This window comes from Pantoea sp. AS-PWVM4 (assembly GCF_000468095.1).
Classification (GTDB): domain Bacteria; phylum Pseudomonadota; class Gammaproteobacteria; order Enterobacterales; family Enterobacteriaceae; genus Pantoea; species Pantoea phytobeneficialis.
Window position 1 is genome coordinate 58,956 of sequence record NZ_ASZC01000022.1, and the last position, 20,520, is coordinate 79,475.

The following is a 20,520-nucleotide window of genomic DNA, read 5'->3' on the forward strand; positions in this document are numbered from 1 at the left end:
CCTCATCAGAGAAACAGTCTGACGTTTAAGACCCGACGCTCTCGTCAGGTGCATTCACATTACGGGTAATGAACATGGCATCCCCGTAGCTAAAGAAACGGTACTGCTCAGCCACCGCCGCCTGATAGGCCGCCATAGTGTGCTGATAACCGGCAAACGCCGACACCAGCATAATCAGGGTCGATTCCGGCAGGTGGAAATTGGTGATCAACGCATCGATAACCTGATACTGATAGCCGGGATAGATAAAAATCTGGGTATCATCGAAGAACGGTGCAATCAGCGCGTCTTTACTTGCCTGCGCGGCGCTCTCCAGCGAGCGTACCGAGGTCGTCCCTACCGCCACCACTTTATTGCCGCGTGCTTTACAGGCCAGCACCGCATCCACCACCTCTTGCGGCACTTCGGCGTACTCGGAGTGCATGGTGTGATCTTCAATACTCTCCACACGCACCGGCTGGAAGGTCCCGGCCCCTACGTGCAGCGTGACAAAGGCCATCTCGATGCCTTTCGCCTTTAACGCCTGCAACAGCGGATCGTCGAAGTGCAAACCGGCCGTCGGCGCAGCAACCGCGCCGGGGCGGGCGCTGTACACCGTCTGGTACAACTCACGGTCAGCTTCTTCATCCGGGCGGTCGATGTACGGCGGCAATGGCATATGGCCGACGCTGTTAAGAATATCCAGCACCGCACGGTCATCTTCGAACGCAATTTCAAACAACGTATCGTGACGCGCCACCATCGTCGCTTTGACACTTTCGTCATCGCCCAGCAGCAATTCTGCACCCGGCTTCGGTGCTTTTGACGCCCGAACATGCGCCAGCACACGTTTGTCGTCCAGCATGCGCTCCACCAGCATCTCGATTTTACCGCCGCTGGCTTTACGACCATAAACGCGCGCCGGGATAACGCGGGTATTATTGAATACCAGCAGGTCGCCCGGATTGAGCTTCTCCAGCACATCGGTAAACACGCCGTGACTCAGCGCACCGCTTGGGCCATCCAGCGACAACAGACGGCAACCGCTTCGCTGCGCCTGGGGGTAATGGGCGATCAAAGATTCCGGCAATTCAAAAGAAAAATCCGCTACACGCATGCTCAACTTCTTCAGGACTAAAAACAGGCGGCATAGTTTAGCGGAAAAGCGACCAATTCTGAACAACTGGCTGTGCCTCGTTGATTCTGCCTATAATGCGGCATGAACTTTCTCGCTCACCTCCATCTGGCCCAGTTGGCTGACAGCTCACTGCTTGGCAACTTAATGGCCGACTTTGTACGCGGTAATCCCCATCAGCAATGGTCAACTCCGATTGCCGACGGCATTATGCTGCATCGACGTCTCGATAGCCTGACCGATAGCCTGCCGGAAGTACGCGAAGCGCGGCAATGGTTCCGCGCCGAAACCCGCCGCGTGGCACCGATCACCCTGGATGTCATCTGGGACCATTTCCTTGCACGGCACTGGGATCAGTTCCATCCCATCCAGTCACTGGCCGCTTTTTCCGCCGCAGCAGAACGGGAAATTACGCCGCAGTTGTCAGGTACACCGGAAGGCTTTGTCGAGCTGAACGCGATAATGTGGCGCGAGCGCTGGCTGGAACATTACGCTGAACCCACTCGTCTGGCGCGTGTGCTGAATGGCATGGCGATGCGTCGTCCACGTCTCGCCGCGTTACGCGATTCGTATCAGGATTTCGTCGAAAATTATGCCGCACTGGAGCAACAATTCTTCCAGCTTTATCCGCGACTGATGGAACTGGCACGTACGCAGCAGCTGTAACATATTCTGAATCCTCTCCCCTCTTGCCAGCCGCAAACATCTGCGGCTTAATGAAGCCTTTCTTATCTTTCGTTACCTGGATCACACAGTCATTTCGCCTGTCACCCTTCCCTATCCCCTGAATGGGGCTTGAAACACGAAGGGTATAAATCATAAGAGGGAAAGATGTCATCAGCATCACTTACTGAACTTGACGCGCGTTACCACTTTGCTCGTGATGTCGCCACCGCCGCTGCCAGCCGCGCTTTCTCCTGGTATCAGCAACGTCAGCAACTGGTGGTCGAGCACAAGAAGGACCCACAGGATGTGGTCAGCGAAGCTGATCGTAATGTCGAACAACTGATTAAATACATGATCACCGAGCGTTTTCCGGATGATGCGGTGTTGGGTGAGGAGAGTGGCGGCGACACCCAGGGTGCCCGTTTTGTCTGGGTGGTTGATCCGATTGACGGCACCAGCAGCTTCATTAACGGTCTGCATAACTGGTGCGTATCGCTGGCTATCGTGTGTGAAGATGAGGCGGTAATTGGCGTGGTGTGCGATCCCAATCATCACGAGCTGTTCCACGCCTGCCGTGGCAAAGGTGCCTGGGTTAACGACAAACGGATTCAGGCCCACAGCGCCCAACAGCTTAATCAGGGCGTACTGGGCATCAGCAGTTCTAACAGCCAGCCCGCTGAACCGCTCACCAGCTTTATCTCCGCACTGCTGCATCAGGGTGGCATGTTCATACGCACCGGTTCGGGCGCATTGATGAGCGCCTGGGCAGCCGCCGGGCGTTTGATTGGCTATTACGAAGCGCATATGAATCCGTGGGATGGCCTGCCCGGCATCGTGCTGATGCGTGAAGCGGGTGGCGTCACCAATGATTATCTGCACAATGACGGGCTGAAGAACGGTAATCCGGTGCTGCTCGCCAATGCAACGCTTTATCCACAATTAAAAGCGATGCTGCCTGCCTCTTTCCCCTTGTAATAAAAGGATGCGCGGATGTCCGTTCGATGCTCTCTGTCAGTACGCCTGCTGCTGGCAAGTTTTCTGTGGTTGTTGCTCGGCAATAGCCAGGCGGCGGAACACTATCAACTGGAAAAGGTAGTCGAAATCAGCCGACACGGCGTGCGGCCACCGACCCCAGGTAACCGTAAAGAGATCGAAGCCGCCACACAACGCCCCTGGACGCAATGGACCACCCACGATGGTGAGCTGACTGGTCACGGCTACGCCGCGGTGGTTAACAAAGGTCGTTGGGAAGGTGAGCATTACCGTCAACTGGGCCTGCTCACCCGTGGATGCCCGACTGGTGCGGATATTTACGTGCGCGCCAGTCCGTTGCAACGCACGCGCGCCACCGCTGAAGCGTTGGTGGATGGTGCCTTTCCTGCCTGTGGCGTGGCAATTCATCATGTGGATAGCGATATCGATCCGCTGTTCCAGAGCGAAAAGGAGCCATTTGCCCAGCTTGACCCGACCAAAGAACGCGCCGCACTGGTCGCCAAAGCCGGTGATTTAGCCGCGCTGCAACAGCAACTCCAGCCCGCCATCCAACAACTCAGGCAGGCAGTATGCGCCCCCGGTAGCGACTGCACGGCATTCACCCGTCCGTGGCAATTAAAAGAAACCCAATCTGGCCATACCTGGGTACAAGGGCTGAGCGTGCTGGCCAGCATGGTCGAAACGCTGCGCCTCGGCTGGAGCGAAAACCTGCCGTTAAACCAACTGGCCTGGGGCAATATCACCTCTTCCGCTCAGATCAGCGCCTTGTTGCCGATTCTGACCGCCAGCTATGACCTCAGCAACGATATCCCTTACATGGCGCAACGCCGTGGCTCGATCTTGCTGGATGCGGTGATAAAAGGGCTGGAACAAGGCATCAACCGCGATGGCAATAGCTCACCGGATACCCGCTGGTTACTGCTGGTGGCGCACGATACCAATATCGCACGGGTGCGCACCCTGATGAACTTCAGTTGGCAGCTCCCGGGATACTCACGCGGCAATGTCCCGCCCGGCAGCAGCCTGGTGTTTGAACGCTGGCGCGACACACAAAGCGGGCAACGTTTCGTGCGTATCTATTTCCAGGCACAAAGCCTCGATGACCTGCGACATTTAACGCCGGTGGATGATCGTCATCCGTTACTGCGTCAGGAGTGGCATGAGAAAAACTGTAGAGTGACGGAAGTCGGTACCTTATGTCCTTATCAATCCACCCTGGATTCCTTCCGCCAGGCGCTGGATAAGCAGGCCATTATTCCCGTCAATTATCCGTAGCGGCGCGATTTATCGCACGGTGTTCACGGATTGGTGGTCAACTAACGGGCGCGCGATAAAGCGAGCCGCTGTGCCTGTGGCTTATCTGAACAAAATACAACCATTAAGATTTCGTTAGCTATTTGTTAGCCTCTTCTGAGGATTTTCTATATTTCCCGTCAGGCGTTCGTATTCCCTTAACCTCGGGTTAACCTGTCAACGTCAATCATCCCTTGATTCATTATTTTTTACCCTTGTTTTTCGGCGACAAGGAGTCGCCGATTTATTTTTTTTGCGCCATCTGCGTCAGGTAATTAAAAAATCAACGGGCGGTATTATGACCAAATCGGACAGCTTCCGTTATCGCGCGGATATTGACGGCCTGCGCGCTGTCGCCATTCTGTCAGTGGTGTTGTTCCATTCCGGTGTCAGCTTTCTGCCGGGTGGCTTTATCGGTGTTGATATTTTCTTTGTTATTTCCGGTTTTTTAATCGGTGGCATTATCAGTCGGGAAATCTCCGCTGGGCGCTTCTCCTTTTATCAATTCTATTTACGGCGTATTCGTCGTATCGCGCCTGCATTGTTTTTTATGATGGCCATATTGCTGCTGCTCGGCTATATCCTGCTGTCACCACTTGAATTCAGCCAGCTGGCAAAATACAGCGTGGCGGTGTTTATCTCCGTGCCCAATATGCTGCTGATGAAAAGCGGTGACTACTTCAGCAGCGATTCTGATTTAAACCCGCTGCTGATGACCTGGTCGCTCGGTATCGAAGAACAGTTCTACGTGGTGCTCCCCTTTATCCTGCTGCTGGCGGCACGTTTCAAACGCTCGATGGCTGGGGTGATTTTAGTCATCAGCATCGCCTCACTGGCCGCCTGCCTGTGGCTGACACCCACTGACAGCACCCATGCCTTCTACCTGCTCCCCACCCGCGCCTGGGAATTGGGGGCTGGCGTGCTGCTGGCGTTGTGGCAACCACAACCCATCAACGGACGCGCCGCCAACCTGTGCAATCTGCTGGGCTGGCTGTTGATCGTTGTCAGCGCCACGGTCCTGACGCGCGATGACGACTTCCCCGGCTGGCTGGCGATATTGCCGGTCGCGGCAGGCTGTCTGATGATTGGCGCGCGTGGTCGACTGAACCAGTTGCTGCTGGAAAACCGCGTGATGCGTTTTATCGGTACCGTCTCCTACTCCTGGTACCTGTGGCACTGGCCACTGCTCAGTCTGGCGCGGATCTTTAGCGATCATCCCTTAACCGCGTGGCAGGGTCTGATGATCAGCGCCCTTGCCTTACTGATTGCCTGGCTGTCATGGCGCTTTGTCGAACAACCTTTCCGTCATCCCCAACGAGGCACTCGCCTGGTGATCCCGGTTTACTGCGCCTCGTCGCTGGTGGCTGCCGGTGCCATGCTGGTGGTGTGGCAAACCGGTGGGATGAAATACCGTGTCAGCGAGTTGGTGGTCAACGGCGAATCCTGGAAGATTTCAGCGCAGCGCAATCCCTGCCTGCTGGATTATGGTGCCAATTTCCCGTCGTCCGATGCGCAGTGCCACCCGGTTACTGACCAACCCGGTATCGCGTTAATCGGCGACAGCCATGCTGCGGCGCTGCGCGCCACGGTGGCCGCGTATGCCCTGCGTCAGCACAAGCCCTTATTCCAGCTCACCAAAGCCTCCTGCCCGTTTCTGGTAGGCGTAACGCGTGTGGTGAGCCAGGTGCCGACACACGCACAACAATGCGTCGATTTTAATCGCGAGGTACTGAAGATGGTGCTGAGTGACAAGATTGATGAAGTGGTGATCAGCGCCTTCTGGGCATCCGGCATGAGTATCCTGCCCGGAGCAGGCTTCCGTGAACTGGCAAACCCTGAGAAGGACAATCTGGAAGCGCTGAAATTCGGCATGGATAACGTGATTGCTGAACTGCGCAAGGCGGGGAAAAAAATCACCATCATCGAAGACGCTCCATCGCTGGATATCGATCCGTTGCGTTACAGCAACAATCGCAATATCCCGATCCGCCGCGAGTTGAGTGACTGGCTGGGCCGCTGGGATACGCCGCCCTTACCCACCGCGCGCACCAAACTGTTCCAGTACCCGGAAGCCGCTGTGGATGAACTCTTGCAAAGTTATCAGGCGTCAGGGGTACGGGTGCTGTCTTTGCGTGACAAGCTTTGTAATGACCACGGTTGCATGTTCGCCAACGGTGGTCTGCCACTGTATTACGACAACAACCACCTTAGCCCTTATGGTGGCGAGATAGCGTTAGGCAAGAGCTGGTAATTATTCGCAAGTTATTGTAGCGGCGCAATTTATCGCGCAATGCCTTCAGGGGACAAAAAAACAACAGCGCGATAAATCGCGCCGCTACAAATGTTTGCGATCTTTACTTGTTACGCTTCACCAGTGGCCAGGCCAGCAGCAACAGCAAAATCCACGCAAATCCGACATACAACGACACGCGCGTATCCGGGAAGTAACCGATCAACGCGATAATGAAGGCCAGGAATAGCACCCCAACCCATGCCGTGGTGCTGCCACCCGGCAGAGCAAATTGCAGCTTCCCGGCTTCCTGCTTACCAATTTTGCGGCGGAAGGCAATCTGCGACAGCAAAATCATGATCCACACCCACACGGTGGCAAAGGTGGCGAGGGAGGCAATCACCAGGAACACTTTTTCCGGCATCAGGTAGTTAAGGTAAACCGCGACCAGCATCGCCACCATCATCACCAGTACCGTAACCCACGGAATACCGCGCTCAGACACCTTCATAAACATCTTCGGTGCATGTCCCTGCTGCGCCATTCCGTGCAGCATACGTCCCACACCGAACACGTCGCTGTTGATCGCCGACAAGGACGCCGTCAGCACCACAAAGTTGAGGATCGAGGCCGCTGCGGCAATACCGAGATGCTGGAAAGTCAGGACAAAGGGGCTGCCCGCTGTACCCACCTGGTTCCACGGATAGATCGACATAATCACAAACAGCGTACCGACATAGAACACCAGGATACGCCACGGCACGGAATTAATCGCACGCGGGATAGATTTGCTCGGGTCTTTGGCTTCACCGGCGGTGATGCCGATAATCTCGATGCCGCCGTAAGCAAACATCACCATCTGCAAGGAGAGCAGCATACCGACCACGCCGTGGGCAAAGAACCCGCCGTTGGTCCACAGGTTATGGATACCGGTTGGCTGACCGCCATTGCCGATGCCCCAGAAAATCATGCCGAAACCGGCAATGATCATGATGATGATGGTGGCGACTTTAAAGAAGGAGAACCAGAACTCCACCTCACCAAACACCTTCACGCTCATCAGGTTGATGGCACCAATAATCAACACCACGCTCAGCACCCAAATCCAGTGCGGCACCTCGGGGAACCATACCCCCATGTAGATACCAAACGCGGTGACATCGGCAATGGCGACGATCAGAATTTCAAAGCAGTAAGTCCAGCCGGTGATATACCCCGCCAGTGGGCCAAGATAATCCTGCGCATAACGCGAGAAGGAGCTGGCCTGGGGGTTGTTGACCGACATCTCCCCCAACGCACGCATGATGATATAGGCGACCGCCCCGCCAATGATGTACGCCAGCAGCACACTGGGACCGGCCATTTTGATGGCATCTGCCGAGCCATAAAACAACCCGGTGCCAATCGCCGAACCCAGTGCCATAAAACGAATGTGGCGCGTGCTCAGTCCGCGTTTGAGCTTATTGGTTTCTTGCATAACTACAGTACCTTGCAAATGAAAAAACCACGGGCAGGCCCGTGGTCGAAATTAACAGCAATGTCGCTTACTGGTGAACGGCGACTTGTTCGCGTCCTTTTACGCGATCCACCACCGCGGCAATCAGCAGCATCACCAGCGACGGCGGCAACCAGGAGAGTCCCTGATCGGCCAGAGGCAGGTGCTGACTGAACAACGGCAGCGCGTCTTTAAAGCTGGTGGTTTTGATGGCATCGACAATGCCGAACAACAGACTCACCAGCATCGCCGGGGCGATAATACGGCTGCTCTTGTTCCACCAGTTCAGGGTGAAGCTCAGCACCACCAGCACGATGCAGGGCGGATAAATCGCCGTCAGCACCGGAATGGAAATCTGAATCAGATGGCTCAGACCCAGGTTTGACACCACCATTGAGAACAGGCCGAGGATAAAGACCAGCGCTTTATACGACAACGGCAGGTATTGCGCAAAAAATTCTGCACAGGCGCAGGTCAGGCCGACCGCCGTCACCATACAGGCCACGAAGATCAGTGCCGCAAGGAAGAAGCTGCCCATGCCACCGAAGGTCTGCTGCACGTAAGCGTGCAGAATCGCCGCGCCGTTGGCGTTCTGATCAACAATCGCGCCACTGTCTGAACCCAGCTTGAACAGGCACAGATACACCAGCGTCAACCCCACACCGGCAATAATACCGGCCAGCATGGTGTAGCGGGTCAACAGGCCGGAATCTTCCACGCCGCGTGAACGCGCCGCGTTAACGATAACGATACCGAACACCAGCGCGCCCAAGGTATCCATCGTCAGATAGCCGTTAACAAAGCCGCTGGAGAACGCCGCACGCTGATAATCTGCCGTCGCCGGGGAAAGGCCACCCGCAGGCCACAGCAGCGCGGCAACACCCAGCACCGTCAGGGCAACAATTTTCAGCGGTGCGAGGAAGTGACCCACGGTATCCAGCAGTTTGCCCGGATAGAGGGAGATCACGATCACCAGCGAAAAGTAAATCAGGCTGTAGATAAACAGCGGCAGCGCGCCGTCACCGGTCAGCGGGGCGATACCCACTTCAAATGACACGGTCGCGGTACGCGGTGTGGCAAACAGCGGGCCAACAGCCAGATAACAGACGGTAGCCAGCAGCAAACCGGCGGCTTTGCCAATCGGTGAGCTGAGGGCATCGATACCGCCGCCAACGCGCGCCAGCGCGATAACGGTCATCACCGGCAGGCCCACGGCAGTGATCAGGAAACCAATGGCAGCAATCCAAACGTGTTCGCCAGACTGAATACCCACCATCGGTGGGAAAATGATGTTTCCTGCGCCAACAAACAGGGCAAACGTCATAAAGCCCAGCGCGAGGATATCCTTCGGGGTTAAACGATAAGTCATAAACTTCTGTACGGCCTGTAGCTGATGTTGCGGTGAAAGTTGAGTTTGTGTTGCCCCCTGACCGCGCCAAAACAACGACTTATCCATCAACGCCAGTGCGTTATGCTCGTCAGATAGTTAAAGCGCAGGTGATTTAGACTGCTTTTCTTCTGTTCACAGAGGGAAGAATCGACAACGGCGCGTAGTAAAACGTTTATAGCGGAGAAAGGCAATACGGGATCGGAAAACCAGAAGGATATAGCACTAAACAGATAAAAAGCAGTGAATCAATATAGATAAGCTCGAAATCACATCAGATGATTTGCTTAAACTTTCCACAACGCGGGAGATATCCGCGCATAACCGAGGTTTAAGATGCACAAAAGGCGCGATTTACGCGCCTGTTTGCACAAGTTTACAGCATCACCACACCTGATTTGCGATGTCGACCACCAGGCGGATTTTCTGCCACTGCTGATCTTCGCTCAGGCTATTGCCCTCTTCTGTTGAGGCGAAGCCGCACTGCGGGCTGAGGCAAATCTGATCCAGGCTGACGAATTGTGCCGCTTCCTGCAAACGTGCCTTCACCTGGGCCGGGTCTTCCAGCTCACCGGTTTTGGTGGTGATCAGGCCCAGTACCACCTGCTGATGACCCGGCTTGATAAAGCGCAGTGGCTCGAAACCACCAGAGCGCTCGTTGTCATATTCGAGGAAGAAGGCATCGATATTTACCCCGCCAAACAACACCTCAGCCACCGGCTCGTAGCCGCCTTCGGAGATCCAGGTGGAACGGAAATTACCACGACACACATGCAGGCCGACGGTCAGATCTGCCGGTTTACCTTCCAGCGCAGTATTCAGCACCTGAGCGTAGATACGCGCCAGTTCTTGCGGATCTTCGCCACGTTCGCGGATCTGTTGTTGCTGATCGGTGGAACACAGATAGGCCCAGACGGTATCGTCCAGTTGCAGATAACGGCAGCCAGCCGCGTAAAACGCCTGAATGGCATCTTTGTAAGTTTGCGCCAGATCGGCGAAATACGCTTGCAGATCAGGGTAAACGTTGGCGTCGATCATTTTACGGCCGCCACGGAAGTGCAGCACGCTTGGGCTGGGAATGGTCATCTTCGGCACTGCGTCACCGGCAATGCTTTGCAGGAAGCGGAAGTGCTCCAGCATCGGGTGGTTCGGGTTAAACGCCACTTTGCCGGTCACTTTCACGCCACGCGCTTTCGTCTGCACGCCATTAAATTGAATGCCCTGCTCCGCTTCGTAACGCTCGACGCCAATCAGATCATCAAAGAAGTCGAAGTGCCACCAGGCGCGGCGAAATTCACCATCGGTAACCACTTTCAGACCGTTGGCACGCTGCTGCTCCACCACATGACGGATAGCGTCATCTTCGACCTGACGCAGCGCGGCGGCATCAATTTCACCCTTAGCAAACTGCTCGCGAGCCTGTTTGATAGCGGCGGGACGCAGAAAACTGCCGACGGTATCGGCGCGGAACGGGGCGGTTACTCGTTGCATGATCACTCCTGGCTAAAGCCGTAAACGCATGGTTGCGTCAGGTAATAATTTCACCTGGTTATTTTTGGCCATCTGGATGGCTATATGGCTAAGGAGAGTGACATGTTGGACGGATTTGGGCAAACGAAGAAAATTCAGGTGACATGAAGAAAATTCATGTTGCGATGTTCGTTCTTCAATTTTCCTCAATGGCGGCACGCGCCTGCGCCATCTGACTCTCAGACAACGGCAGATATCCCGCCTCACTGACCCGACGCTGCCCCTGGGGTGACAGCACCTGATGCAGAAATGCCGACACCAACGGCGGCAACGGTTTCCCGGGCGCTTTATTGACGTAGATATAGAGCGGGCGCGACCACGGATAGCGGCCGCTACGGATAGAATCGGCATCCGGCATCACGCTTTCACCGCTATTGGTGACCACCGGCAGCGTCTTCACCCCACTGAGATGAAAGCCAAAGCTGGCGTAACCAATGCTGTTGGGCGTCGCTGCCACCGCCTGCACCACCGCCGCCGATCCGGGAAACTCCGCCACATCAGCACGGAAGTCGCCCTTGCACAGCACCTGCTGCTTGAAGAAGCCCCAGGTGCCGGACGCGGAGTTACGTCCGTAGCGTTGGATACTACGCGTGGCCCAATGTGGATCGGTCAGACCGACATCCCCCCAGCGCTGCGGCACCTGCTGCGCACCGCACAGACGCGTTACTGAAAACAGCGCATCAAGCTGCTGTGGCGCAATTTGCTTCAGCGGATTGTCCTGATTGACCACCACCACCAGCGCATCCATTGCCACCGGCACCGCCAGCGGAGGATAGCCATAGCGCGCGATAAACAGTTGGCGCTCATCCACCTGCATCGGACGGCTCATCGCGCCAAGCTGGGCAGCACCCGCCGCCAGCGCAGTGGGTGCCGTTGATGAACCCGCCGCCTGTACCTGCACATTCACCCCCGGTGACTGACGGCTGAAATCCTCGCCCCACAACGTCATCAGATAACCGAGGGTATCAGAACCGACACTGCTCAGATTGCCCGCCAGCATGGTTTGTTGCCCCTGCGCCAGCACAGAGAACGACAGCAAAATGAACAGCAGCAACGATTTCATGCAGGGATTCCACGTAGCGGCGCGATTTATCGCGCAGTCTTTTGAGCGATTTATCGCGCAGTTTTTTGGTGTTCCAATTGAACGGCGCGCGATAAACTGCGCCGCTACGGGGAAATCAGAACGCTTATTGCGCCACATTCTCCCGTATCTGGCTGGCGACGATCAACCGTGGCGGCAGGATAAAGCTGAAACACGTTGCCTGATGCGGCACGCTGGTGATTTCCAGCCGGGCGTTGTGGTGACCGAGGGCATGCTTAACAATCGCCAGCCCGAGGCCGCTGCCACCGGTAGCGCGCGAACGCGCTTTATCCACCCGGTAGAAACGTTCGGTCAAACGTGGCAGATGTTCCGGGCTGATCCCTGGCCCGTTATCGCACACCTTAAACTCGGCACCCTGTTTATTACGTAGCCAGCTGATATCAATGCGCGTCCCTTCCGGCGTATGGTTGACCGCGTTATACACCAGGTTGGAGATGGCGCTGCGCAACTGTTCATCATTACCCAGCACTTTGAGATGCGGATCGGTGTGAAAATGGATCTCATGACGTCCCTGGCTCAAAGTTTCCGCTTCGCGCTGGAGCAGCAACAGCATGGTTGGCACATCTACCGTCTCTTTCATATCGAGGGCGGGAGCAGCTTCAATGCGCGACAGCGTCAGCAGTTGCTTCACCAGGCTATCCATACGACGCGTTTGCTCCGTCATGGTTTGCAACGCTTTGCTGCGTGAACGTTCGTTCATCACCGAATCGTTCATCATCTCCAGATAGCCTTGCAACACCGTCAGCGGGGTACGCAACTCATGGCTGACGTTGGCGAAGAAGTTACGTCGCGCGCCCTCCAGTTGATGCATTTGCGTCACATCACGCGCCACCATCAGCCACTGCCCTTCGCTGTAGGGCATCACGCGAAACTCCATATGATGTTGATTATTCAGCACCAACGTCAGCGGCTTATTAAAGTCACGCTGGCGGATATAGCGGGAAAATTCAGGATAGCGCAGCAGGTTGAGGATGTTCTGACCATTGTCTTCCGGCCAGCGCAGGCCGAGATGCTGTTGCGCCAGGCCGTTACACCAGAAAATGATACCCTCTTCGGTGGTCAGCACCACCGCATCCGGCAGCGATTCCGCACCGCTGCGAAAGCGTTTGATCAGGTTGCCCAGCTCGCGACGACGACGACGGTTACGCAACTGCATTTGATACAGCCCGTAAAACAGCGGTTCCCAGCTGGCGCGTCCACCGGGCGGCGTCATGGATCGATCAACCCATAACCAATGGGAGAGTCGCATCAGGTTCCAGAAATGCCACAACAGCAAACCCAGCACCGCGATCAGCAGCAGCCAGGGGAGATAGCCAAATACCAGACCTAAAATCAGTGCCGGCAGACAGACCAGCACCAGTTCGGTCAATAATCTCTTCCAGGAGAGTCGTTCCAGCACGGTAAAGACTCCGTTTAGTAGCGAGCAGAGAAACGATACCCTGTTCCGCGTACGGTTTGTACCATGCGATCGTGGCCGGAGACCTCCAGCGCTTTACGTAAACGACGGATATGCACATCGACAGTACGATCTTCGACATACACATTGGTGCCCCAGACATGGTTCAGCAGTTGTTCGCGGCTGTAAACGCGTTCCGGGTGCGTCATAAAGAAGTGCAGCAATTTGTACTCAGTCGGTCCCATCTCCAGCGGCGTGGCTTCGGACATCACGCGATGTGATGACGGGTCGAGGCTCAGCCCCTGCATCTCAATCACCTCTTCCACCGCCATCGGCGAAATACGCCGCATCACCGCTTTGATACGCGCCATCAACTCTTTCGGAGAGAACGGTTTGGTGATGTAATCGTCAGCGCCCACTTCCAGACCGCGTACACGATCTTCTTCTTCGCCACGCGCCGTCAGCATCATCACCGGAATATCGCGCGTCATGGCTTCACGTTTCAGGTGCTTGATAAACTGGATACCGCTACCGCCTGGTAACATCCAGTCCAGCAAAATCAAATCCGGCCAGGGTTCGATGAGCTTCCCTACTGCGCTGTCATAATCTTCCGCCTCAATCGGCTGGTAATCGTTCTGTTCCAGCACGAAACATAACATTTCACGGATGGGAGCTTCGTCTTCCACAACCAAAATGCGCTTAGCCATTATTACTCCTGCTGATATGACGGCTGTCACTGGGATTTGCGGCGTCATTATGCGTCAGTTTTATGACACTTTTATGAAAAACCCAACCCTGGAAATTTAGTGGAAAAACAGAAATGTGACAGCCGTGAGGCGTTTTTTTTGCTTTCGTGGTGAAGTCGTTATAATTCCCCATCGCTTTTTCTGGCAGGGAGCATCCATGCGCATCATCCATACGGCAGACTGGCATCTGGGCCAGTTCTTTTACAGCAAAAGTCGCGCTGCTGAACATCAGGCATTTCTCGACTGGCTGCGCCAGCAGATTGACCAGCATCAGGTGGATGCGCTGATTATCGCCGGTGACCTTTTTGATACCGGCTCACCGCCAAGCTATGCGCGTGAAATGTTTAACCGCTTCGTGGTGGCGTTGCAGGCCAGCCGCTGCCAGTTGATCGTTCTGGCAGGGAACCACGATTCGGTGGCAACGCTCAATGAATCACGCGAACTGCTTGCCTGCCTCAACACGCAGGTGATCACCAGCGCTACGCCGCAGGGCGAGCAGCAGGTGCTGACCCTGAAGCAGCGCGACGGTACGCCAGGCGCGCTGCTGTGCGCCATCCCTTATCTGCGCCCGCGCGATATTTTGCGCAGCCAGGCCGGACAGTCCGGGCGGGAAAAACAGCTGTCGCTGCTGGAAGCCATCGAACAACATTATCAGCACTGCTTTGCCGCCGCAGAGGCGCAGCGCGCAGCACTCGGGGGCAAACTGCCGATTATCGCCACCGGCCATCTCACCACCGTCGGCGTAACCAAAAGCGACTCGGTGCGCGATATCTACATCGGCACCCTCGATGCCTTTCCGGCACAGGCATTCCCTGCGGCGGATTACATCGCCCTCGGCCATATTCACCGTGCTCAACGCATTGCTGACAGCGATCATATTCGCTATAGCGGTTCGCCCATTCCACTCAGCTTTGATGAGTTGGGCCGCGACAAGAGCGTGTTTCTGCTGGATTTCAGCACCGGCCTTGATGCCGTGACGCCGCTGACCATCCCGCTGTTCCAGCCAATGCAGATGCTGAAAGGATCGCTGGCGGATATCGAACGGCAACTGGCGCTGTTCAAAGAAAAAGAGGGCGACCTGGCGGTGTGGCTGGATATTGAAATCACCACTCAGGAGCACCTGAGCGACCTGCAACGCCGCGTGGAACAACTGACGGAAAACTTACCGGTGGAGGTGCTACTGGTCCGCCGCAGTCGCGAACAGCGCAGCCGCAGCCTGGCGCGACTGGATAACGAAACCCTGAGTGAATTGCAGGTTGAAGAGGTGTTTGCGCGTCGTCTGGCGTTGGAAGAAGATCTGGATGCCGACCAGGCAGCACACCTTACACAACTGTTTCGCACCACCCTTGCCGCGCTGGAGAACCCCTCTGCATGAAAATCCTGACGCTGCGTTTTAAAAACCTCAACGCCCTGCGCGGAGAATGGTTTATCGATTTTCGCCGTGAGCCGTTTGCCAGTAACGGTTTGTTTGCCATTACCGGGGCCACCGGCGCCGGTAAAACCACCCTGCTCGATGCCATCTGTCTGGCGCTGTATCACCAGACGCCACGCCTCGGCGTGCTGTCACAAACCCAGAACGAACTGATCACCCGGGATACCGCCGAATGCCTCGCCGAGGTGGAGTTTGAGATCAAGGGTGAAGCCTGGCGTGCCTTCTGGAGCCAGAACCGCGCCCGTGGTCAGGCCGACGGCAAATTGCAGGCTCCGCGCGTTGAGCTGGCGCGTTGTGCCGACAACCAAATTGTTGCCGACAAAGTGGGCGACAAATTAAAACTGATCGAAACCCTATCCGGTCTTGATTTCGCCCGCTTTACCCGCTCAATGATGCTGTCGCAGGGGCAATTTGCTGCCTTTTTGAATGCCAAACCGGGCGAGCGCGCCGAGCTGCTGGAGGAGCTGACCGGCACTGAGATCTACGGGCAAATCTCAATCCAGATTTTCGAGCGCTACAAAAGCGCGCGTGCCGATCTCGATACGCTGCGCGCCCGCGCCGGAGGAATGTCGTTGCTGGATGAGACGCGGCGGGCTGAGCTGGCAAGTCAGTTGGAACAACTCAATGCAGCCGAGGTCACGCTGAACCAGCAGCTCACCACTGCGCAGCAGCAACAACAGTGGCTGAGTCAGTCACAACAATTGGCTGGCGAACAGCAGCAGGCGCAACAGGCGTTGCAGGCGGCAGAAAACGCGTGGCACCAGGCCGAACCTGAACGTCAGAGGCTGGCGCGCGCCGAACCGGCGGAAAAATTACGCGATAAACTGCAACAGCGCACACAGCTGGAACAGGAAAATATCGCCCTCGCCCGGCAAATGCAGCAGGTGCAAGCGCAGCATCAACAGGCGATCCATGCCCAGCAGCAAGGCGAAGCACGTTTCCACACGGCCCAACAGGTGCGCGAGCAGGCACAGCACGCACAACAACAACTGGAAACGCTGCTGACCGAGCAGGTCATCCCACTTGATCAACACATCGCGACCCTGCAACAGCAGGTCAGCGACCAGCAGCGCCAGATAACGGCGCAACAGCAGTTGGTGCAGCAAAACAGCACCGCACTCAGCCAGCAACAACAGGAGAGTGAACGCTTACAACAACTGTGGGATGAGCAGCAACAATGGCGCACCCGCGAAGCCAGCGTCGCGGCCTGGGGCGAGCATCTGGCGCGCTGGCAATCCGACATTACCCGGCTGGATGAACGTGAGCTGGCCGTCACCCAGTTGAGCAATCAGCAACAGCAGCAACAACAGCAGCTTGACCAGCTCCAGCAAGCTTTCGCTGCCCGTCAGCAGGCGCTGCCGGCCGCGCCTCCTGCTATCGATCAGGTCCGTGATACGTTAGCGCAACATCAGGTGCAACGTGCATCACGTCAGCAACTGACCCTGTTGACGGCGCAGTGGCGTTCACTCCAGCCACAGCAACAACAACGTCAGGCAAAACTGGATACGCTCTCCCAGCAATATCAGGCGGAAGAACAGGTTTTACAGGCGCTGCGCGAGGAGTGGAAGCGTGAGAATCAGGCGATGCTTGATGTGCAGACCATATGTGACCAGGAACGCACAATCGCTCAACTGTCCGATGAACGTGCCCGCTTGCAGCCTAATCATCCTTGCCCGCTGTGTGGTTCCTGTCAGCATCCAGCCATTGAGCAATATCGCCAACTGGAACCTGGCGAGAATCAACAGCGTCTTGCGGCATTGCAAACTCGTGTTGCTCAGCTCAAAGAATCCGGCACCGCCAAAGGTGAGCAGCAACGCCTGTCATTGCTGCAACAGCAGGCGTTGCAGCAGGAACTCAAGGAAATCGGGCAGCAGCTCAGCACGCTGAGTGAACAGTGGCAACGGTTGACCGGTGAGCTGGCGCTCACCTTCACGCTGGAGCAGCAGGACGATGTGACCCGCTGGCAACGCGAGCAGGATCAGCAGGAAAATCAGCTACGGGAATGGCTGGAGCATCTGCAACAGCAGCAACTGGCACAGCAGCAAATTACCAGCGTGCAGCAGACGCTGAACGATCTCAACCAGCGTAGCGAAGCCGAGCGGGCTGCGTGGCAGCAACTCAGCCAACAACTGGCACAGCAACTGACCCAACATCAGCTCACCCTACCCGCGCGCGAGGCGCGTGAAGACTGGTTGAGCGCGTTGCAGCTACGCTGGCAGAAATGGCAGGAGAGTGAGCGGTTACTCACCACCCTGCAACCGCAGCTGGCGAAAGCCAACAGCGAGCACCACAACCTGCAACAGAATCTTGCGCGTGAACAGCAGCGTCTCGCGGCGTTGCAACAAACGTTCAGCACCTTGCAACAGCAATGCAGCGAACAGCAACATCGTCGGCAGCAACTGTTTGGCGACCGCCAGGTGCAGGCCGAACGTCAGGCGCACCAGGCGGCGCTACACAAATGCGAACAGGAAGTAGCGCAGCAATTACAGGCCTGGCAGCAGGCGCAAAGCGCCGCGCACAGCCTGGACGGCCAACGCGCGCAAATCGAACAGCAGCAACAGGCACAAACCGCTCGTCTGGAGGCAGCAACCCGAGATTTCCTCAGCGCTTTGCAGCGCAGTGATTTTGCCGACGAGGCCGCACTACGCGCAGCGCTGCTTGATGCTACCGACGTTGAGCAACTGCGTCAGCGTTTACAGGCGCTGGAACAGCAGCATCAACAGCACATCACCCTGAGCCAACAACTGACGCAGCGCGCCACTGCCCACCAGCAACAACGTCTGGCCGAACTGAGCGACGAACTGGCGGCAGAGATCGGCCCCCGGCTGGAAAACTTGCGCGTGGCGCTACGCGACAACGCACGTCAACAGGGAGAGGCACAGCAACAGTTGTCCAGCGACACGCAACTACGTGAGCAGCAGCAGGCGCTGTTGACGCAAATCAGCAGCCACGAAGCGGAACTGGTGCAATGGAGCCAACTTAACGAGTTAATCGGCTCCGCCAAAGGTGACAAATTCCGCCGTTTCGCCCAAGGGTTAACCCTTGATCACCTGGTATGGCTGGCGAACCGTCAGCTCGATCGCCTGCATGGTCGTTATCTGCTGCAACGTCGTGCCACGGATGAGCTGGAACTGGATGTGGTGGATACCTGGCAGGCCGATGCCACCCGCGACACCCGCACGCTGTCCGGTGGCGAGAGTTTTCTGGTCAGCCTGGCGCTGGCACTGGCGTTATCCGACCTCGTCAGCCACAAAACCCGCATCGAATCGCTGTTCCTTGATGAAGGCTTTGGCACGCTGGATGCCGAGACGCTCGACACCGCGCTGGACGCGCTCGATGCGTTGAATGCCAGCGGCAAAACCATTGGCGTTATCAGCCATGTGGAAGCGATGAAGGAGCGTATTCCGGTGCAGATCAGGGTACGTAAGATGAATGGTCTGGGATACAGCAAACTGGAATTGCCGTAACCGCACGGTGCGGCAAATTCTGGTTTTATCGACACCAGGATGAATGCCATAGCATTTGCAGAGTCGGTCTGTAGACTGGAAAACGGGTGCAATCCGAACTTTCGCGAAAACTATGGCACATGAATGAATTTAATTAACAAAATGGCGAGTCTGGCAGGCGGGATAGCGATGATGGTGTCGTTGAGCGCCTGTCAAAATTTTCAATCCGATCAGAAAGATGCACAAGCAAATTTGTGTCAGCCTGAAATTGCGCCGGGTAGTGTATCGTGCAAATGGGCTGATGAGATGCAGCAAAAACTGGTACGGGCCTTCCACGATGCCAGCCACTATGCGGGCCAGCGTTGTCTGGTGCAACTGGAGTGGGAAAAAAGTGGACGCTATGCCGTCACCCAGACACAGGGCGATGAGCCACTGTGTCTGCGGGCCTGGCAACTGATTGGTCAATCGCAGGGATTACCGCCGCCGCCCGATCGCGGGCAGCCAGCGTGGTTTGGTTTTGCGCCGCAACAGGTCAGCTTGCCAGTCCATCTTGCCGCCACTGGCGCGGACTGATGCCGAACCAACGACGGAAGGCGCGGGAAAAGGCGCTCACCTCGGAATAACCCAGCAGCAGCGCCATTTCGGAAATCGGCAGTTGTTTCTGTTGCAGGTAATGGGTTGCCATCTCGCAACGCACCTTGTCCACCAGCGCGCTGAAGCTGATGCCCTCCTCGCGCAGACGACGCTGCAACGACCAGCTCGACAGCCCCATTTTATCGGCAATCTCTTCCAGTACCGGTTCGCCCTGGATCAGCGACAGATTGACCTGCGAGCGCGCCTGCTCCACCACGCTCTGCTGGCTGGCGCTGCTGTTAAGGCGACGGATCGCATCCTGCATCACCATCAGCAACATCGGGTCCTGCTCCGGCATTGCACGCAGCAGATCGCGTTTCGGGATCACCAGCGAGTTGAAAGGTTGATCGAACCAGACCGGGGCATCAAAGACTTTGCAGTGCTCATGCCACTGCTCCGGGCGCGGATGTTCAAAATGCACCTCACGCGGTGCCCAGTTTTTCCCCGCCACATGACGAATCAGGTTGAGAAACATGCCGAGCGTCAACTCCGCATCCTGACGCCGCGACAAAATCGCCCCGTGACGCACCTGATAATCAAGCCGCCAGCAGTCGCCTTTATCCACCAACCGCGTCAGGGTATCGTGCTGATGCCACGGAAAAGCATTAACCACGTTATGCAGCGCCTGCTCCAGCGTCGGCGAGCACAGTCCGATGTAGCCAATCAGGCCTAATGACTGCGGTTTGAACTGCCTGCCGTAGTGCAAACCGAAGTTATCAAAACCAGAATGTCGCGCGGCCTCTTCCATCACGCGGCAATAGTTAACCAGACCAAGACTCAGGGTCGGACTGGCGAGCAGCTCGGAATCGATGCCGCTGATGCCAAAGATGCGATCCACATCGCCGCCTTTGCCGGTAATAAAGTCGCTCAGGCCGGTGGCCGCTGCCGCCAGCACACCACGGTTGCTGGCGCTGGCCTGAGCCGATATGGCGCTGAACGCCTCGGACTGTCTCATCAGTGAATTCATGCTGACCTCACAGGATACGCAGGAGTGAATCGAATTACCGTATCCAGCAATTTTCGTACCAGGCGGGCAACGCAGAAAAAACGATGATCA

General features: G+C 56.4%; 15 protein-coding genes. 7 read left to right on the forward strand and 8 right to left on the reverse strand.

Annotated elements, in window-relative coordinates; genetic code table 11:
- Window positions 1-25 precede the first annotated feature (25 nt).
- The gene (queA, locus tag L579_RS19440; protein WP_021185868.1) at window positions 26-1,096 is read right to left on the reverse strand and encodes a tRNA preQ1(34) S-adenosylmethionine ribosyltransferase-isomerase QueA; all 1,071 of its coding nucleotides are present in this window, start codon (window positions 1,094-1,096) and stop codon (window positions 26-28) included.
- A gap of 102 nt (window positions 1,097-1,198) precedes the next feature.
- Between queA and L579_RS19445 the strand changes: the two genes are divergently transcribed.
- The 4 genes from L579_RS19445 to L579_RS19460 all read left to right on the forward strand — a co-directional run bounded on the left by L579_RS19445 (window position 1,199) and on the right by L579_RS19460 (window position 6,317).
- Window positions 1,199-1,780: an acyl carrier protein phosphodiesterase gene (locus L579_RS19445; RefSeq protein WP_021185869.1), complete on the forward strand. Its 582-nt coding sequence runs from the start codon at window positions 1,199-1,201 to the stop codon at window positions 1,778-1,780.
- Between the two features lie 165 nt (window positions 1,781-1,945).
- On the forward strand, window positions 1,946-2,755 hold the full coding sequence (locus tag L579_RS19450; protein WP_021185870.1) for an inositol monophosphatase family protein: 810 nt from the start codon (window positions 1,946-1,948) through the stop codon (window positions 2,753-2,755).
- Between the two features lie 15 nt (window positions 2,756-2,770).
- The gene (locus L579_RS19455) at window positions 2,771-4,048 is read left to right on the forward strand and encodes a histidine-type phosphatase (protein ID WP_021185871.1); all 1,278 of its coding nucleotides are present in this window, start codon (window positions 2,771-2,773) and stop codon (window positions 4,046-4,048) included.
- A 316-nt stretch (window positions 4,049-4,364) separates the two neighbouring features.
- Window positions 4,365-6,317, forward strand: coding sequence for an acyltransferase family protein (locus L579_RS19460; protein ID WP_036627599.1), 1,953 nt, complete (start codon window positions 4,365-4,367; stop codon window positions 6,315-6,317).
- A gap of 103 nt (window positions 6,318-6,420) precedes the next feature.
- On the opposite strand, the gene proY is transcribed toward L579_RS19460, so the two are convergent.
- The 6 genes from proY to phoB form a co-directional block, all read right to left on the reverse strand.
- Window positions 6,421-7,773 carry a proline-specific permease ProY gene (gene proY, locus L579_RS19465; RefSeq protein WP_021185873.1) on the reverse strand — a complete coding sequence of 451 codons (1,353 nt, stop codon included), beginning with the start codon at window positions 7,771-7,773 and terminating at the stop codon, window positions 6,421-6,423.
- A gap of 67 nt (window positions 7,774-7,840) precedes the next feature.
- A complete protein-coding gene (brnQ, locus tag L579_RS19470; protein ID WP_036627602.1) occupies window positions 7,841-9,160 on the reverse strand; it encodes a branched-chain amino acid transport system II carrier protein in 1,320 nt (439 codons plus the stop codon).
- Window positions 9,161-9,562: 402 nt separating this feature from the next.
- Window positions 9,563-10,669 (reverse strand): cobalamin-independent methionine synthase II family protein, encoded by a 1,107-nt coding sequence (locus tag L579_RS19475; protein ID WP_021185875.1) that lies wholly within the window; start codon window positions 10,667-10,669, stop codon window positions 9,563-9,565.
- 175 nt (window positions 10,670-10,844) lie between these two features.
- Window positions 10,845-11,771 carry a PstS family phosphate ABC transporter substrate-binding protein gene (locus tag L579_RS19480; RefSeq protein WP_021185876.1) on the reverse strand — a complete coding sequence of 309 codons (927 nt, stop codon included), beginning with the start codon at window positions 11,769-11,771 and terminating at the stop codon, window positions 10,845-10,847.
- Between the two features lie 124 nt (window positions 11,772-11,895).
- Entirely contained in the window at window positions 11,896-13,209 is a 1,314-nt protein-coding gene (gene phoR, locus L579_RS19485) for a phosphate regulon sensor histidine kinase PhoR (protein WP_021185877.1), read from the reverse strand.
- Between the two features lie 14 nt (window positions 13,210-13,223).
- Complete coding sequence (phoB, locus tag L579_RS19490) at window positions 13,224-13,913, reverse strand: phosphate response regulator transcription factor PhoB (protein ID WP_021185878.1); 690 nt, start codon at window positions 13,911-13,913, stop codon at window positions 13,224-13,226.
- A gap of 196 nt (window positions 13,914-14,109) precedes the next feature.
- Between phoB and sbcD the strand changes: the two genes are divergently transcribed.
- The 3 genes from sbcD to L579_RS19505 all read left to right on the forward strand — a co-directional run bounded on the left by sbcD (window position 14,110) and on the right by L579_RS19505 (window position 19,403).
- Window positions 14,110-15,327 (forward strand): exonuclease subunit SbcD, encoded by a 1,218-nt coding sequence (gene sbcD / locus L579_RS19495; protein ID WP_021185880.1) that lies wholly within the window; start codon window positions 14,110-14,112, stop codon window positions 15,325-15,327.
- Complete coding sequence (locus L579_RS19500; RefSeq protein ID WP_021185881.1) at window positions 15,324-18,851, forward strand: AAA family ATPase; 3,528 nt, start codon at window positions 15,324-15,326, stop codon at window positions 18,849-18,851. The genes sbcD and L579_RS19500 overlap by 4 nt, the downstream gene beginning before the upstream one ends.
- 123 nt (window positions 18,852-18,974) lie before the next feature.
- Entirely contained in the window at window positions 18,975-19,403 is a 429-nt protein-coding gene (locus tag L579_RS19505) for a cell envelope integrity TolA C-terminal domain-containing protein (protein WP_021185882.1), read from the forward strand.
- On the opposite strand, the gene L579_RS19510 is transcribed toward L579_RS19505, so the two are convergent.
- Window positions 19,363-20,418 (reverse strand): AraC-like transcriptional regulator QhpR, encoded by a 1,056-nt coding sequence (locus L579_RS19510; RefSeq protein ID WP_021185883.1) that lies wholly within the window; start codon window positions 20,416-20,418, stop codon window positions 19,363-19,365. The genes L579_RS19505 and L579_RS19510 overlap by 41 nt on opposite strands.
- Between the last annotated feature and the right edge of the window lie 102 nt (window positions 20,419-20,520).

Coding starts and splice junctions, on each gene's coding strand:
- queA (WP_021185868.1), bottom strand. CDS start 1,096: ATGCGTGTAGCGGATTTTTCTTTTGAATTGCCGGAATCTTTGATCGCC.
- L579_RS19445 (WP_021185869.1), top strand. CDS start 1,199: ATGAACTTTCTCGCTCACCTCCATCTGGCCCAGTTGGCTGACAGCTCA.
- L579_RS19450 (WP_021185870.1), top strand. CDS start 1,946: ATGTCATCAGCATCACTTACTGAACTTGACGCGCGTTACCACTTTGCT.
- L579_RS19455 (WP_021185871.1), top strand. CDS start 2,771: ATGTCCGTTCGATGCTCTCTGTCAGTACGCCTGCTGCTGGCAAGTTTT.
- L579_RS19460 (WP_036627599.1), top strand. CDS start 4,365: ATGACCAAATCGGACAGCTTCCGTTATCGCGCGGATATTGACGGCCTG.
- proY (WP_021185873.1), bottom strand. CDS start 7,773: ATGCAAGAAACCAATAAGCTCAAACGCGGACTGAGCACGCGCCACATT.
- brnQ (WP_036627602.1), bottom strand. CDS start 9,160: ATGACTTATCGTTTAACCCCGAAGGATATCCTCGCGCTGGGCTTTATG.
- L579_RS19475 (WP_021185875.1), bottom strand. CDS start 10,669: ATGCAACGAGTAACCGCCCCGTTCCGCGCCGATACCGTCGGCAGTTTT.
- L579_RS19480 (WP_021185876.1), bottom strand. CDS start 11,771: ATGAAATCGTTGCTGCTGTTCATTTTGCTGTCGTTCTCTGTGCTGGCG.
- phoB (WP_021185878.1), bottom strand. CDS start 13,913: ATGGCTAAGCGCATTTTGGTTGTGGAAGACGAAGCTCCCATCCGTGAA.
- sbcD (WP_021185880.1), top strand. CDS start 14,110: ATGCGCATCATCCATACGGCAGACTGGCATCTGGGCCAGTTCTTTTAC.
- L579_RS19500 (WP_021185881.1), top strand. CDS start 15,324: ATGAAAATCCTGACGCTGCGTTTTAAAAACCTCAACGCCCTGCGCGGA.
- L579_RS19505 (WP_021185882.1), top strand. CDS start 18,975: ATGAATTTAATTAACAAAATGGCGAGTCTGGCAGGCGGGATAGCGATG.
- L579_RS19510 (WP_021185883.1), bottom strand. CDS start 20,418: ATGAGACAGTCCGAGGCGTTCAGCGCCATATCGGCTCAGGCCAGCGCC.